The organism is Spirosoma horti, from assembly GCF_054776595.1.
In genome coordinates, this window is record NZ_BAAHBQ010000006.1 from 236,801 (window position 1) to 251,443 (window position 14,643).

The following is a 14,643-nucleotide window of genomic DNA, read 5'->3' on the forward strand; positions in this document are numbered from 1 at the left end:
CTACATCGGCCAGAACAACTTAATCAGCGTATCAAAGGAGGAGGCTCTGAACGAACGTCAGGATGTCGCGCCCGGAAAGAGAAGGGGGCGACGAAAAATTTGAAACGGTCGTTGATTTTCCAGCAAAAACGACCTCGATAATCCAGGCCATAACGGCCACGAAGCCGGTTATAACCGCTTCGGTAACAATCTTAACAAACTTGGCAACGAACTGGCTCAACGACGATGAGATATCGACGTTTTCGTAGCGTTGATCATCCTGGCAGCATTCTGTTTTTTTAACGACCGTTTGCTGCTCTGGCATGGGCTGTTTGTTGGTCGCACAACCCGATGACTTCACCTCACTAAAGGCAACAACCATCGTTTTTTTCTTGCCCCGCATCTGACACGAATGCTCCACCAAACCAAAGCCGGTACTGCTGAGCAGCACGACGCAGGCCATGAGTAGGTTGAAGAATTGGAACAGGTTACGTTTCATGATGGGACAAATATCAGCACGGAACGAATTCAACGCAAGTCTTGACGGCTGAAAGTCAGGAATTTCGTAAAAAAAGAATGCCATTCTATAAAAGGATGGCATTCGATTATGAGCGTTAGACGGTTTCCGGTTCGGGACTGAGCACCTCGCTGAGTGGGCGAAGGTTTCGTTGCTCCTCTTCATTGTACGGAAATATCTCCAGAATCTTGGTTGTATTTACATCCGTGATCTCGAACGGATCGAGGGCACTTTTCAGGCTGATTTCAACCTGTTCGTAGGCCTGTTTGGGCGTTTCGGCATTGACGAGCATTACACTGGGCGTTTTCTTCTGTTTACCCGTTTTTTCGTCGTCCGTAATGAACATGGCCTTCACCTTGTACCAGGTTTCGCCCCCTTCTTCGATATGAAACACATCGGCCAGTTTCATGCGCGAAATGTTCGTGATCTCAAAGTCGGGTGTATTGGCAGCAATTTCCTGATAAAGACGAGCCTCTGCATCGGTATAGCTAACCGCATCAACCAGATAGGCTTCTGTCACGGTTTTTTGCTTGATAAACTCTTCATTCCGGGTGCCGACATTCGAGTCGTCAATGGGCTGCTGATAGCGGATCTTTCCGAGAAACCAGTTGGGCATTTTAAAAGGTTTTGATACGTAAATAGAACAAAAATCTATCGGCAAAGGTGCGGAATAATGGTGAAAGAGCGAAAGATTGAACGAGCGAATTCACCACCTGCAATTCGCTCGTTCAATCTTTCGCTCTTTCGATATTTTTACTCGCCCGGTTAGCTTGTTTGATGGTCTGCTCAATCATATCCCATTGCTCGGTCGTGACTTTTTCGAGGTGGCTGAACTCCCCCGCCATCAGCACTTCGCCCCCATCAATTGTGATGCTTTCGCCCGTAATGTATCCCGAATAGTCTGACAACAGAAAAGCCGCCAGGTTCGCCAGTTCGCCATGGTCGCCAACCCGATGGAGTGGAATGCGGCTAGTAGGGTCCATCATGCTGGCCAGCGGCTCGGGAAAGAGCCGATCCCAGGCACCTTTGGTCGGAAACGGCCCCGGCGCAATGGCGTTGAGCCGGATGCCATATTTTCCCCACTCGGCGGCCAGCGATTTGGTCATAATCAAGGCCCCGCCTTTGGCAACGGCCGAAGGCACAACATAGCCCGAACCCGTTGTGGCGTAGGTGGTGGAAATGTTCAATACAGTCCCCGGAATTTTATTGGCGATCCAGTATTTACCCACGGCCAGCGTAAAGTAATAAGTGCCGCGCAAAACGATGTCGACAATGGTATCGAATGCCTTATAAGACAGCCGCTCGGTAGGGCTGATGAAGTTCCCGGCAGAGTTATTGAGTAAGCCATTCAGCTGGCCAAATCGCTCAATTGTCTTCTGGATGACATTTTCGATTTCGTCCGTATTGCGAACATCGCAGGCAATGGCCAGCACCGTCCCCGATCCACTGATCTGCTTCATTTCCTCCATCAACTCGTTCGCGGTTTCGTCCAGAACGGCCTGACGGCGGCTACAGATCGTGACGTTAGCCCCCAGTTGCAGCAAATAACGGGTCACCGATTTACCAAGCCCCGTGCCGCCACCGGTCACGATAATTGTCTTACCCTTTAGCGCATCGTCGCGCAGCATTCCAGTCGTCATACGTTTTGAATGATTGAGTGATAGAATAAAGAGTGAGCTACTATTTAATCACTCAATCATTCTATCATTCTGTCAATAACCTCGGTTTATCTTCTTGTTAAATTCGGCTTTGCGTTTTTCTATGGTCGCCTGCATGGCTTCACCAAAATCCACGGACTGCATCTGGCTGGAGTTCCAGACGGCAACGTACTGCAACCCGTCTTCGATGGATTTATTGATGCTGTAGTTAAGCACTTCTTTTGCGCCCTGTACGGCTGGAGCCGGATTATCGGCAATTTGGCGGGCCAGCGTGCTGGCAGCCTCGAACAGGGCCTCGGGCGTATCGTAGACATGATTCACCAATCCGACCCGCTCGGCAAACGTAGCATCGTAGTCACCCCCCGTAAAAGCCATCTCGCGGGTAAACCCCTGCCCGATCAGGTGAGGCAGAAACTGTAAGCCACCAATATCGGGTGTAATAGCCAGCTTAGCTTCCCGAAGGCTGAATTTAGCGTCGCGGGAACACAAACGAATATCGGCTGCAGCAATCATGTTCAACCCACCCCCAATGCACCAGCCATGAACAGCCGCAATGACCGGTTTTGCCGACTCGTGGATCTTCAGAAACCCGGATTGCATGAAGCGAATCTGAGCCATTAGCTTACGGCGCTCGCTGGCCATTGGATTTCCGGACGCCAGGCTGGCAATGCGCGGCATCATCCGGGCAACATCCAGGCCATAACTGAAATGATCACCACTGCCCCGAAAGACAACACACCGAACATCGGACATCTCATTGATTTCATCCATGACCCTGGGCAGTTCCTCCCAAAACTCCGGACCCATGGCGTTCCCTTTGCCCGGACCAAGCAGTGAAACGGTCAGTACACCATCGCCTGACTCGAATGATAAAGACTCATATGTTTGATTCATAACCTGTAGTATGCTTGCATACGGATTTCTAAAAGTAGTAGTCTGACTGCGATTACTGACACTTTATAAAAAATATTCATGCGAGTAGTTCGTAACGCGGACCACCCGTGCGGTCCACGTTACGTATGTCAACTTTCTTTCAGTTCCTGCTGTTTCGATGTCGAGTCTATTACACATAGTCCTTACTGACCATCTTATGCATTTCGATACCCTTGCTCTTCGCGCTACTCATCAGCCGGATCCAATCACCGGAGCCGTTGTTTCTCCCATTCACTTATCGACTACGTTTGCCCGCAACGAGGCCAATGAGTTGCCTGAAAACTATATATATGCCCGACCCAATAACCCTACCCGCGAGTCGCTCGAGATGGCAATTGCCACGCTCGAAGGAGGAGCAGTCGGGATGGCGTTCGGATCAGGGCAGGCAGCTGCGATGACACTTTTTCAGGCCCTTCGTCCCGGCGATCATGTGCTGCTTTCTGCCGATGCCTATTATGGCACGCCCGCCCTGCTGGAACAGGTTTTTCATCCCTGGGGGCTAACCTACACCCGGGTGAACATGAGCGATTTAGACGCCGTCGAGTCGTCGCTGCACGAGAATACCCGGATAGTGTGGTGTGAAACACCGTCAAACCCCATGCTATCGATAACCGATTTGCTGACAGTAAGCCGATTGGCGCACGAAGCCGGGGCCATTTGCGTGTGCGATAACACCTGGGCAACCCCTGTACTCCAGCGCCCTATCGACTTCAATGTCGATGTGGTGATGCACTCGACGACCAAATACTTCAGTGGCCATTCCGATGTGCTGGGGGGCGCTCTGGTATTCAGACAGGATAACGAGTTTGCGCAGCGGGTACGACTCTTGCAGGGATTGTCCGGCGCGGTTCCCTCGCCATTCGATTGCTGGCTGGTGAGCCGGGGTATCAAAACGCTGGGCGTTCGGGTGCGGGCACAAAGCCTGACCGCACAGGCTATCGCCGAGTTCCTGAATGATCATCCAGCCGTTGAGAAAGTACATTACCCTGGCCTGGCCAATCACCCCGACCGGGCTATCATTCAACAACAAATGAATGGGCCGGGCGCGATGTTATCCGTACAGATAAAAGGCGATGCTGCCGATGCGTTGCAGTTCATTAGCCGGTTAAAACTGTTTACGAGAGCAACTAGCCTCGGCGGTGTCGAGAGCCTGATCGAGCATCGGGCCAGTGTTGAGGGCACCAACTCCACGACACCAAAAAATCTTCTTCGTGTATCCATCGGGCTGGAACATGCCGACGACTTAATTTCCGACCTGGCGCAGGCATTGAACTAATGGCCTATAAAAACACCAGAACAGGAGTCAGCGATTGGCTTCTGTTCTGGTGCTATCAATGATTTTTCGGTGTTATATGCGGGAATACTTTTGGATATAGGCCTGGCGGGTCGATTGGGCCTTTCGGATACAGGCTTGCTCCAGGCATGGTGTAGGTCATGGATGTATCCGGAACCTTGATAGGCATGTTATCCAAGGTCGCCCGCACGATATTGGGGCCATCCTTAGGATCTCGGTAGAAGGCATTGTTTGGCCGGACAGCAGGCATGCTGCTGGATGAGTTTATGTCCGGCAGAAACCGTTGCCGTTTCTCCGGAATGGAATCCTTCCGAATGGATTCAATAGGGACCTGCGCATACGCACAACCCGAAATCAACACGAGGTATAGGAGCTTGTTCATGGGTATAGCTTAGGTTCGGTCAACCAATAGGATGCAAAGACTCATTCTATTCCACAAGCGTTGCATGGCTCCGCCTGCTTTATCCCTGGAAACTAAAGCGGTAACCCCGTGGTTTGTTAGGCATATTCACTGAATTGACCGCATGAAAATCACACTAATTTCTACCTCATCGCGCAAGAACAGTAACTCGCTGCGCTTTGTCAACTACGTTCGGCACCTTCTGACGGCCGAGGGTCAGCATGAGGTATCCATTGTCACGTTTGAGCATTACGATATTCCTTTTGTCGGTCAGGGATCGGTCAAACCCGATCAGCTAACCCCTTTTCAGCAGGAGTTGATCAGTGCCTGGGAGGCCGCCGACCTGGTTCTGTTTGCCATGCCTGAGTACAACTGGACGGCTCCGCCACAGGCAACCAACGCGATTCATCAACTGGGTGGTCCATCGTTCAAGCACCTGTTCGAAAACAAAGTCTTCGCTATGGTAGGCATCTCCAATGGACGCGGTGGCCGCCAGCCAGCGCTGGATATGACGACAGTGATGAACAAGATTATCAGCTTCACCAACAGCTATTCAATCGTTTCGCCGAAATTATATGAGTCGCACGAGACGGATAAAAATCTGGATGAGAACGGCCAATTCATCGGCCATGACGTGTACGAACGGACGGTAAATGCCTTTTTGACCTACACACTCAATGTGGCTAACCGATGGTTGACACCCACGCTGGTGGAGAAATAACCGTCTGATAAACTGCACAATAGCAAAAAGGGCACAAAGCTAAAACTTTGTGCCCTTTTTGCTTACTTGCCTATCTAAGCCTTCTGCTCATGAAAACGGCAAGCCTATTTCTTTTCCTCATTATCACGCTGGTTGGTAGCTGCCACCAAGCGGAGCAGGCTACCCAGGTAGCGTTACCACTCACATTAGTTGACGGATACGGACCGTTTCACCCTGGCTTTAGCGCCCTGGGAAACGACCATAAAAACGATTCGGAGGGTAAGAAACTTTGGGGTAAAATGTATTTATCAGTAACCGGCATCCCGAAACATTGGTCACATGTCGACAAAGCAATAGTCTGGTTAAATTCATACCAACTTGTTTATCAAAACTACCTCGCGGGCAATATTACAAAAGCCTGGTTCAACCATCTTCAGGAATCCTGGAAATGGGTGCCCGACACACTAACGCTCTCTAAAAAACCCATTAAGTGTTATGTGTATACATTGCATGGCTTCGACGAAGAAAAAGGCAAGTGGGCGGTAATGATTGACACAGATAACGACCTTGACTTTAGTGACGAAACGGCTACATACCCCGAAGTCATAAAAAATACGGATCCCTATTCCTACAAAAATCCATCAATCGTAAACTATGAGGTTTATCGAAATGGTCAGGTCGTGAAAATGAAAATTCCTATGGTGATAAAAACTATGGGGAGCGAGTTTCTGTATAACTTTCCACAACATGCGCAGACTACGTTCAGGAAAGATGGCAAGGAATACAAACTGTCCGTAATATCTGGTTTTACAAATCCCGACTTTGAAAATTCCGCGTTCGTTGAGTCATCTTCCTTTGGGGAGGGGCAACGGGTTTCTGAAGACAAACTGATCAAAATCAACGAGAACATCCGGTTAGATGGCGTTACCTATAAAAACAAGGGGGTTGACTTCTATAATAATGTGTTACGGTTAGATCCCCTGTCAGACGACAACAAAGAATATTCGCTACAAATCGGCTACCCGTTCCGGCCATTTTCTGCGCAGGAGTTCACCTCCAAACAGCCCATTACCCTGGCCGATTATAAAGGAAAATATGTGTACGTCGATTTCTGGGGAACCTGGTGCAAAGGATGCGTGAACGACATTCCAAAGCTAAAAAAGCTGTATGCGGGACTTGACAAAAACCAGTTCGAGTTTATTGGCATCGTTCAGGACTCATCGGAAAAGCTAACCAAATTCATCCAAAAGCAGGACGTACAATGGCCACAAATCCTATCCGACAAAGGCAACAAACTGGTTGAGACGTATGGTATTACGGGTTACCCAACATCCGTTCTTCTCGACCACGATGGCGTTGTTATTGCCAGAAATCTACAGGGAGATCAATTGAGAAATAAGCTCAAGGAACTGAGAGAACAGTAAGACAGTCAATAGATATAGATTCCTTAGTTATGCCCGCCGTCTAGATTGCCGAAACGGCTAAATCATCTAGCTTCTCGGTAGCCCGCCGACTATTTTTGTTGCATGAAACAACGCATTCCCCACATTACGCTTGTTGTCGATAACTACGACGACGCCATTGCTTTTTATACCCAAAAACTCAATTTTACCCTAGTTGAGGATACGCCATTAAGCGAAACAAAGCGCTGGGTTCGGATAGCTCCGCCTGGTTCTACAGACGTTTGCCTGTTACTCGCACAAGCCTCCAATGAGGAACAGAAAAGCCGGGTGGGGAATCAGACAGGTGGGCGGGTTTTCCTGTTTCTGTACACGGATGATTTCTGGCGCGACTACAACAGCATGCTTGCCAACAACGTAACATTTGTTCGCCCACCCTCCGAAGAAGAATACGGAACAGTAGCCGTATTCGAAGATTTGTATGGCAACTTATGGGACCTGATTGAACCTAAATAATCACCGTCCCTGGCCCCTTCTGAAGCGCGAGGGGCCGGGGACTATTTCTTTACACTAGCTTACCCTCTTTGGCATACAAGCCAACCAGCGTATCGACGGCATAATCGATCTCATCGGCAGTATTGTATTTTCCGAATGAGAACCGGACATAGCCCCGGTCGGCATCCAGGCCCGGAAGAGCACCCAACACATGAGAGCCAATACTTGACCCACTCGAACAGGCCGACCCACCCGATGCCGAAATACGGGCAATGTCCAGGCTGAACAGCAGCATATCACTGATTTCCGATGCAGGCAGGCTGACATTCAGCACGGTATACAGGCTGTTGTCAACATCCGCCGAATCGCCGTTGAACTGCACCTCCGGCAGTTGAGTCCGTAGTCGCTCGATCATCCGGCTTTTCAGTGACGTAATGTGCTGCCGGTGTTCGTCCATGTCGCGGTAGGCAATTTCGAGGGCTTTGGCCAGCCCAACGATGCCATAGACGTTTTCGGTACCGCCCCGCATGTTACGCTCCTGCGCGCCCCCATAAATAAACGGGTTAATTTTCACCCGGTCGGCATTGACGTACAAGAACCCAACACCTTTGGGGCCATGAAATTTGTGCCCGGCCCCCACAATGAAATCGACCGGTAGCTGTTGCAGATTATGCCGAAAATGGCCCATCGTCTGTACCGTATCGGAATGGAAAACCGCATCGTACGACCGGCATAGCTCCCCTACCCGACTCAGATCCAACATGTTGCCGATCTCGTTATTACCGTGCATAAGAGAAACCAGTGAACGGGTCGAGCCCGTACCAGCCGGCTGATGTTGACGTAGAAGTTCGTCCAGATGGGCTAGGTCAATATGCCCTTTCTGGTCTATATTCACCATACTCAGCTTAATAACGCCCTGTTTGGCCAGGTGCTCGAGCGTATGCAGCACGGCATGGTGCTCCAGGGGTGATGTGATGGCGTGAGTGAGGCCATAGGTTTCGATACTGCTTCGAATGGCCGTGTTGTCAGCTTCGGTTCCGCCCGACGTAAAGAAAATTTCGGCAGGGGATGTATTCAATAACATAGCTACCGTTTTCCGCGCTTTTTCAATGGCCGTTCGCACCGCCCGACCATGACTATGAATGGACGAAGGATTGCCAAACTGCTCCGTCATGAGCGGCAGCATGGCATCCAGAACTTCAGGATCGAGCCGGGTAGTAGCGGCATTATCGAGATAAATGGCAGCGGTAGGTTTCATCATCAATCAGTTGTATCAGTTCACAAAGGTACGGGGAATGCACGTACTATTGAAACAGTAAGTAAACTCGCGTCGTTCTCGGCTTACACGATTACCTTTGCTTAATGGATTTTTCTCAGGCTCCCGGTCTTATTTACGCCGAACTCTCTCTCTGGATACGTAACGCTATCCGATTTGTGCCCGAACTGGCCGTGGCGATCCTTGTCTTTGTCCTCTTTACCTTCCTGTCGCGTTGGCTAAGTCAGGGAATGGTGCGGGGGCTACGTCGGGTTAGCGACAATCAATCACTCGTCAACCTAACGGGAGCCCTGGTCAGAGTCATGGTTGTTGCCGTTGGGCTATTCGTGGCGCTCGGTGTGTTAGGGCTCGACAAAACGGTCACCTCGTTGCTGGCCGGTGCGGGCGTTATTGCGCTGGCGGTCGGTTTTGCGTTTCAGGATTTGACCGCCAATTTCATTTCGGGAACGATGATTGCGCTGGCCCGGCCCATTCAGGTGGGCGATACAGTCGAGACCAACGGATACACGGGCAAAGTGCTCGATATTAAATTACGCTCCGTTGTGATGGATAATGGGCAGGGGCAGACCGTCGAGATTCCGTCCAAAGATGTTTTTCAGAAACCAATTACTAATTTTTCGCGGATTGGCATTCGCCGAATCGAGCTGGCAGCTGGTGTTTCCTACATCGACGATCTGGCGAAAGCCCAGCAGGTAGCCAAAATTGCTGTAGCCAAGCTTCCGTTTGTCCTGAAAGGTCATCCTGTCGAATTGCATTACCGCACGTTTGCCGATGCCAATGTGCAGTTTGTGCTGTGGTTCTGGATCAATCCGTCAACAACCAATGCTCAGGCAGCCTTGAGCGAGGCCATCATGGCCGTGAAACGCGCCTTCGATGAACACCAGATACTTATTGTCTTCGCCGGACAAACGTTTGATCTGAAACAGAAACTGGCGAATACCCCGCCGGGAAGTTAAGCCATCACATCAGGCTACCTCCTTCAAAAAAGTTTAACCACGGAGACACAGCGAACACAGAGATTCCTCGTCACAGAAACTAAACGGCGAAGGAACCTCTGTGTTCTTTTTACCTCCGCGGTTAAACTTTTTTGCCGCCCTGGCAAAGCCTCTTTTTCAAAATAAAATCAATACCTTTATCGCTACGAATCGTATAATTACATACCGCTAATCTGGCCCGAAACCCCGCTGCGAAAGCAGGCAGGGCATTTCTGCTGTGCTGTCCAACCCTGGACAGGTGTAAATCTACATGCACAGCTTACCAGTCATTATTCCTTCATTAGTTAATTTTCATATCATGAAATTTCACGATTTCATCACGGGCATGCTGTGCTTACTGGCAGCCCTGTCTCTATCGTGTACCAGACCGCTGTCCAAACAGACAGCCAACCAATCGCATACCATGCAAAAAGAAACACTCCATAAATCACTCATACGCGATTTCTATCGGCGGGCGGTAGCCCAGGGCGATATTGCCTTTGCGGAACAGCTTATCTCCGAGCATTACATTCAACATAGTTCAGCCCTGAAACCTGGCAAAGCTGGCGTCCTTGAAGCCCTGAACCTGATGAAGCAGATGCCCAAACCGACCGCTGCGACAGCCCCGTTTATGCGACTCATTGCTGAAGATGAATACGTGGTTACAAACCTTAGTTTTGACTGGGGAGGCAAACAGAAAGTAGTCGTCGATCTATTCCGGTTTGAGAACGGCCAGGTAGCCGAACATTGGGACGCGGTACAGGACCAGCCCGAGACAACAGCTAATGGAAACGCCATGATGAACGGCCCATTACCGACTGAGAATACGGCCTTAACCGCTACTAATAAAACAATAGCGCTTGCTTTTTATCAGCGGATTTTCGTTGACAAACACCTACAGGCTCTGCCTGAATTTGTTGTGGCTGATCTTATCCAGCATAATCCCGACATGGCTAACGGGCTTGATGGCCTGCACTCCTATCTGCATTCCGCCACACTGACCATCTCGAAGATTCATCGAGCAATCAGCGAAGGCGATTTTGTGGTCATCCAGGCAGAAGGTCAACTGGCGGGTAATCCCACGATGGTTTACGAGATACTTCGCTTCGACCAGGGAAAAATAGCCGAGCAGTGGACCGTAAAAAGTACACTATAGTCTAGAAAAGCAACAAGCCGTAAGTGACTGTTATCGAGTCCACTTACGGCTTGCTGTCTTCTGAACCAGAACTCGATCAGTTCACTTTATAGAATTTGGCACCGAACAGGAAGATAACGGCGTAACAGATAATGGGCAGGTAATAGGCCGATGCCACATCGTGTTCGGCCGCCATGCCCATCAGAAAGGGAAAAACAGCGCCCCCAACAACGCCCATCGAAATAAAGGAAGATGCCTGCTGCGTATGCGAACCCAGATTTTTCAAGCCCAGACTAAAGATGGTTGGGAACATAATACTGAAAAAGAAATTAAGCATCAGCAGCGCGATAAACGAAGGCCAGCCAAAACTTTGGGTGATAATAAGGCACATTACAATGTTACAGGCAGCAAAAATAGCCAGCAACGAATGGGGCGCGATAATCCGCATCAGGAACGTACCCGCGAAACGTCCAGCCAGCATGAGTCCCATAAAGAGAATCATGTAATTGCCCGCAGTAGCGTCGGAAAAGCCCATTTTTTCGTGGCCATAATTAATGAAGAAGGCCCAGGTTCCGCCCTGTGCAGCCACATTGAAAAACTGAGCGATAACGGCCCAGATGAAATGCTTGTGTTCGAAAAGAGTTTTTCCGGGTGCCGTGTCTACGTTGGCGGCATCAGGATCGGCCACAACGGCATGCGGGTCCGTCAGCGAGGGAACTTTGACAAAGGAAAACAGAATGGCAATGGTCGCAATGACGCTGCCAATGACAATGTATAAGGTCTTGACTGACGTCAGATCGGTACTTCCTTCGGTATTGTTCCGTAGCAGAAAATAAGAGCCGATAGCTGGCCCGATGATGGCGCCTAAGGCGTTGAAAGCCTGAGCGAAATTAATGCGCTGGTCACTGGTGCGCTGGTCGCCAAGGGAGGCCACAAACGGGTGCGCCACGGTTTCGAGGGTTGAAATTCCACAGCCCAGGATAAACAAGGCAATACCAAAATAAGTGAAAGACGCAGCTGCGGCAGCCGGAACAAACAAGAACGAACCCAGCGCAAACAAGGATAGCCCTAACAAGACGCCATTTTTATAGCCGAACCGTTTCATAAACAGACCGGCGGGAATTCCCATCACAAAATAGGCCCCAAAAATAGCAAACTGAACAAAAGCCGATTGGGTCTTGGTAAGGCTCAGAACGTGTTGAAAATGCTTGTTCAATACATCGCCCATGGTGATGGCGATGCCCCAGAACATAAAAAGAGACGTAACGAAGACGAGGGTGATAAGGTACTTATTTTCGGTGAAAGCGGCTGGTTTTGATTGGCCAGTTGCGGTGGTTGCCTGCATTAGTTTGTTAGGATTAAAAGCTCGAGTGTCCTGGGGCTTTGTTTGTAGTAGCAAAGCTGTTGAGTAGGCGAAATTACCCTTATTCGCGTTAAATTACACGTAGAGACGCATATTTGCGTCTCCTTATCCGGACGGCTTTGGCTGGCGCAAAAGGAACCATCCGGATATGAACCATCCGGATAAGGAGACGCAAATATGCGTCTCTACATTGGGTCATTACGCTCGGCTGCCCATTTGGCTGGATTATCTTCGATATACATACGGATACGATCCAATTCATCTTGATTTCGAACCACGCGATCATAATACCGAGGCTGCCAGCCGAATTCAATCTGATTCAGCTTTGCCTGTTTTGTTACGCCCGCTTTAAAGCCTCGTATGACTGCCGCCAGATTTTGTTGTTGTGGTCCAAACTGGTTAGGTTGCCAGCAAACCTGTTCTGTTTCTGGTTTGCCAATCGCCAGAATACCGTGTAAGTGATTAGGCATCACTTGAAACACGTCCAGCTCAATAAATGGGAAATAAGTCGGTATAGACGACCAGCAATCAATGGCAATCTGTCCGACAGCTGATGGGCACAAAGAGGCAGGATTCAATTCGATATTCCCAAAAAATGGATATTTATTAAGGGTACAGATTGTTACAAAATACATCCCATTCGACCCATAATCGTATTCTGCCAGGCGGGCAGCGTTTATTCGATATTTGTTCTGGTATACATTTTCCATCATCGCCCAGCGTATTGTAGAGACCGGTCCGCCGGTGCGGCATACTTGCGTCTCTACAATACGCTGCGTCAGCCATTAGACGGAAATGCCCATACAAGGTCATGAAGGACAGCCTACTAATCCTCCCGTCCTTCTTTCCGATTGGCATCGGCCATCCGAACAATTTTGGGCGTGAAGGTAGCCAGCACAGATACCAGATCCTGTTGCGCGTCGATGACAGTATCTATGTTTTTATACACCATCGGCGCTTCGTCCAGATCACCCCCAATGAGCTGAATGCCCGCTTCTTGCAGGGCTTTGTTCCACTGAGAGCGAGTCAGCGTATTGAACGCCTGGCTCCTGGACATGAGCCGACCGGCCCCGTGCGATGCCGAGTTGATGGATTCGGCATTACCCCGCCCCTGCACCACGAAACCGGGTTGAGTCATCGAACCCGGAATAATGCCCAATACACCCGCCCCGGCGGGTGTGGCGCCTTTGCGATGAACGATTACCTGGCGCCCGTCAGCTAGTTGCTCTTTCCAGGCAAAATTATGGTGGTTTTCAACCATCACAAGCGGCTTTTGTCGAATGGCTCTGGCTAGTTTGTTATGGATTTCGTGGTGATTGGCCGAGGCATAGTCACCGGCCAGACTCATACCGATCCAATAGGCCTGCCCTTCTTCGGTGTTCAGGTCGAGCCACGCCAGATGAGCAGCCTGTTTGGGCAGTCTGGTTTTCTGCATGGCCAGCTTTGAATACGTGTTGGCTATGGCGGCACCAAATCCGCGCGAGCCCGAGTGCGATAACAACGCGAGGTATTCGCCCGGTGGCAGGTTCAGGACCGACGGCCCGGCTGGATTTTCTGTCTCCTGAATCGCAACAATGCCCCACTCCACAAAGTGATTCCCCGTTCCCGAGCTTCCCAGTTGGCGGTAGGCTTTGTCTTTCAGATCACGAATCACTTTGGTCGCCTGCCATTCGGGCAAATCCATAACGCTCTCGTCGATTTTATTCCGGGTTTCGCCCCCAATCCCAAACTTGGTCTCCTCCACCAGCGACTTTTTGAGCAGATGCGGTTCCCGAGTCAAAAAAGCAGGCGGCAAATCAAAGACGGACAGGCACATGCGGCAGGCAATATCGACGCCAACAGCATACGGAATTACCGTATGCTCATCGGTAGCCAACACACCGCCAATAGGAAGACCATATCCCTGGTGGGCATCAGGCATGAGCGCACCGGCCACCGAAATGGGTAAGCTGGCCGCCGTTTGCATCTGCGTCAGCGCTCCTTCTTCAATTTGCTCCCGGCCAAACACCGCATAGGGCAATGGTTCAGCACGCAGCCCGAAGGTATTCTCCGGTTGTTTTTCATGGCTCACTAATACAGGTGGAGCTACCTCGCGTGGCAGGAAGGTCACACCCATTTCGCTGAGCGGGACAGCAATTCCCTGCTTATTCAGGTCATAAATAGAGCGGGCCAGGTTGGTAACTTTATTTTTGGAAAAGGCAAACTTTTTTGGATTCTGAAGCATCTGTGCCAACAACCCCAGCGCCTTTTCCTGGGGGTATTCGGCCCGCTGGACGAGACCGTTTGCTACCCTCAGAAAAGCAGGCTGTAAGTGATCGGGAATTGGCCCCAATGATAAAATATCGTCAAGTGAAACGATCGAGTCCATTTATCTGGCGTTTATTAATTAGCTTAATTTATTGACTAACACTGCCTTACATTACATGTGAAGTAGATTCTTAAATCTGACTTCGTGAGGTTTCTTAACACCGGATGATTCAGATGGTTCGGTTTTAAGAAACCTCACTGGGCAGGTTTGA

At 50.0% G+C, this 14,643-nt stretch carries 15 protein-coding genes; 6 read left to right on the forward strand and 9 right to left on the reverse strand.

All coding sequences use genetic code 11. From position 1 onward, the window contains the following. Positions 1 to 31: 31 nt before the first annotated feature. The 4 genes from ACYVAM_RS19495 to ACYVAM_RS19510 all read right to left on the reverse strand — a co-directional run bounded on the left by ACYVAM_RS19495 (position 32) and on the right by ACYVAM_RS19510 (position 3,048). Positions 32 to 478: an HYC_CC_PP family protein gene (locus tag ACYVAM_RS19495; protein ID WP_461070064.1), complete on the reverse strand. Its 447-nt coding sequence runs from the start codon at positions 476 to 478 to the stop codon at positions 32 to 34. 115 nt (positions 479 to 593) lie between these two features. Further along, positions 594 to 1,112: a DUF4494 domain-containing protein gene (locus ACYVAM_RS19500; protein WP_461070066.1), complete on the reverse strand. Its 519-nt coding sequence runs from the start codon at positions 1,110 to 1,112 to the stop codon at positions 594 to 596. 112 nt (positions 1,113 to 1,224) lie between these two features. Then, the gene (locus ACYVAM_RS19505) at positions 1,225 to 2,136 is read right to left on the reverse strand and encodes an SDR family oxidoreductase (protein WP_461070068.1); all 912 of its coding nucleotides are present in this window, start codon (positions 2,134 to 2,136) and stop codon (positions 1,225 to 1,227) included. Between the two features lie 72 nt (positions 2,137 to 2,208). Further along, positions 2,209 to 3,048, reverse strand: coding sequence for a crotonase/enoyl-CoA hydratase family protein (locus ACYVAM_RS19510; protein ID WP_461070070.1), 840 nt, complete (start codon positions 3,046 to 3,048; stop codon positions 2,209 to 2,211). 196 nt (positions 3,049 to 3,244) lie between these two features. Between ACYVAM_RS19510 and ACYVAM_RS19515 the strand changes: the two genes are divergently transcribed. Further along, positions 3,245 to 4,363, forward strand: coding sequence for a trans-sulfuration enzyme family protein (locus ACYVAM_RS19515; RefSeq protein ID WP_461070072.1), 1,119 nt, complete (start codon positions 3,245 to 3,247; stop codon positions 4,361 to 4,363). A 55-nt stretch (positions 4,364 to 4,418) separates the two neighbouring features. Here the strand turns inward: ACYVAM_RS19515 and ACYVAM_RS19520 are convergent, their stop codons facing one another. Continuing rightward, complete coding sequence (locus ACYVAM_RS19520) at positions 4,419 to 4,763, reverse strand: hypothetical protein (protein WP_461070074.1); 345 nt, start codon at positions 4,761 to 4,763, stop codon at positions 4,419 to 4,421. Positions 4,764 to 4,905: 142 nt separating this feature from the next. On the opposite strand from ACYVAM_RS19520, the gene ACYVAM_RS19525 reads away from it, so the two are divergent. The 3 genes from ACYVAM_RS19525 (at position 4,906) to ACYVAM_RS19535 (ending at position 7,397) form a co-directional block, all read left to right on the forward strand. Beyond that, positions 4,906 to 5,502, forward strand: coding sequence for an NAD(P)H-dependent oxidoreductase (locus ACYVAM_RS19525; protein ID WP_461070076.1), 597 nt, complete (start codon positions 4,906 to 4,908; stop codon positions 5,500 to 5,502). Between the two features lie 89 nt (positions 5,503 to 5,591). Beyond that, on the forward strand, positions 5,592 to 6,905 hold the full coding sequence (locus tag ACYVAM_RS19530; protein ID WP_461070078.1) for a peroxiredoxin family protein: 1,314 nt from the start codon (positions 5,592 to 5,594) through the stop codon (positions 6,903 to 6,905). Positions 6,906 to 7,007: 102 nt separating this feature from the next. After that, entirely contained in the window at positions 7,008 to 7,397 is a 390-nt protein-coding gene (locus ACYVAM_RS19535) for a VOC family protein (RefSeq protein WP_461070080.1), read from the forward strand. 49 nt (positions 7,398 to 7,446) lie between these two features. Here the strand turns inward: ACYVAM_RS19535 and ACYVAM_RS19540 are convergent, their stop codons facing one another. Continuing rightward, entirely contained in the window at positions 7,447 to 8,634 is a 1,188-nt protein-coding gene (locus tag ACYVAM_RS19540) for a cysteine desulfurase family protein (RefSeq protein ID WP_461070843.1), read from the reverse strand. Between the two features lie 104 nt (positions 8,635 to 8,738). Between ACYVAM_RS19540 and ACYVAM_RS19545 the strand changes: the two genes are divergently transcribed. Further along, positions 8,739 to 9,608 (forward strand): mechanosensitive ion channel family protein, encoded by an 870-nt coding sequence (locus ACYVAM_RS19545; protein ID WP_461070082.1) that lies wholly within the window; start codon positions 8,739 to 8,741, stop codon positions 9,606 to 9,608. 337 nt (positions 9,609 to 9,945) lie between these two features. Next, positions 9,946 to 10,782 carry a nuclear transport factor 2 family protein gene (locus ACYVAM_RS19550; RefSeq protein WP_461070084.1) on the forward strand — a complete coding sequence of 279 codons (837 nt, stop codon included), beginning with the start codon at positions 9,946 to 9,948 and terminating at the stop codon, positions 10,780 to 10,782. Between the two features lie 76 nt (positions 10,783 to 10,858). Here ACYVAM_RS19550 and ACYVAM_RS19555 read toward each other — a convergent pair whose 3' ends face one another. The 3 genes from ACYVAM_RS19555 to ACYVAM_RS19565 form a co-directional block, all read right to left on the reverse strand. Beyond that, a complete protein-coding gene (locus tag ACYVAM_RS19555) occupies positions 10,859 to 12,106 on the reverse strand; it encodes a sugar MFS transporter (protein WP_461070086.1) in 1,248 nt (415 codons plus the stop codon). Between the two features lie 203 nt (positions 12,107 to 12,309). Further along, positions 12,310 to 12,837: a transposase gene (locus ACYVAM_RS19560; RefSeq protein WP_461070088.1), complete on the reverse strand. Its 528-nt coding sequence runs from the start codon at positions 12,835 to 12,837 to the stop codon at positions 12,310 to 12,312. 113 nt (positions 12,838 to 12,950) lie between these two features. Beyond that, on the reverse strand, positions 12,951 to 14,492 hold the full coding sequence (locus ACYVAM_RS19565; protein WP_461070090.1) for an RtcB family protein: 1,542 nt from the start codon (positions 14,490 to 14,492) through the stop codon (positions 12,951 to 12,953). Between the last annotated feature and the right edge of the window lie 151 nt (positions 14,493 to 14,643).

Bases quoted from the DNA above. Each gene is read 5' to 3' on its own strand.
- ACYVAM_RS19495 (WP_461070064.1), bottom strand. From the start codon at position 478: ATGAAACGTAACCTGTTCCAATTCTTCAACCTACTCATGGCCTGCGTC.
- ACYVAM_RS19500 (WP_461070066.1), bottom strand. From the start codon at position 1,112: ATGCCCAACTGGTTTCTCGGAAAGATCCGCTATCAGCAGCCCATTGAC.
- ACYVAM_RS19505 (WP_461070068.1), bottom strand. From the start codon at position 2,136: ATGACGACTGGAATGCTGCGCGACGATGCGCTAAAGGGTAAGACAATT.
- ACYVAM_RS19510 (WP_461070070.1), bottom strand. From the start codon at position 3,048: ATGAATCAAACATATGAGTCTTTATCATTCGAGTCAGGCGATGGTGTA.
- ACYVAM_RS19515 (WP_461070072.1), top strand. From the start codon at position 3,245: ATGCATTTCGATACCCTTGCTCTTCGCGCTACTCATCAGCCGGATCCA.
- ACYVAM_RS19520 (WP_461070074.1), bottom strand. From the start codon at position 4,763: ATGAACAAGCTCCTATACCTCGTGTTGATTTCGGGTTGTGCGTATGCG.
- ACYVAM_RS19525 (WP_461070076.1), top strand. From the start codon at position 4,906: ATGAAAATCACACTAATTTCTACCTCATCGCGCAAGAACAGTAACTCG.
- ACYVAM_RS19530 (WP_461070078.1), top strand. From the start codon at position 5,592: ATGAAAACGGCAAGCCTATTTCTTTTCCTCATTATCACGCTGGTTGGT.
- ACYVAM_RS19535 (WP_461070080.1), top strand. From the start codon at position 7,008: ATGAAACAACGCATTCCCCACATTACGCTTGTTGTCGATAACTACGAC.
- ACYVAM_RS19540 (WP_461070843.1), bottom strand. From the start codon at position 8,634: ATGAAACCTACCGCTGCCATTTATCTCGATAATGCCGCTACTACCCGG.
- ACYVAM_RS19545 (WP_461070082.1), top strand. From the start codon at position 8,739: ATGGATTTTTCTCAGGCTCCCGGTCTTATTTACGCCGAACTCTCTCTC.
- ACYVAM_RS19550 (WP_461070084.1), top strand. From the start codon at position 9,946: ATGAAATTTCACGATTTCATCACGGGCATGCTGTGCTTACTGGCAGCC.
- ACYVAM_RS19555 (WP_461070086.1), bottom strand. From the start codon at position 12,106: ATGCAGGCAACCACCGCAACTGGCCAATCAAAACCAGCCGCTTTCACC.
- ACYVAM_RS19560 (WP_461070088.1), bottom strand. From the start codon at position 12,837: ATGATGGAAAATGTATACCAGAACAAATATCGAATAAACGCTGCCCGC.
- ACYVAM_RS19565 (WP_461070090.1), bottom strand. From the start codon at position 14,492: ATGGACTCGATCGTTTCACTTGACGATATTTTATCATTGGGGCCAATT.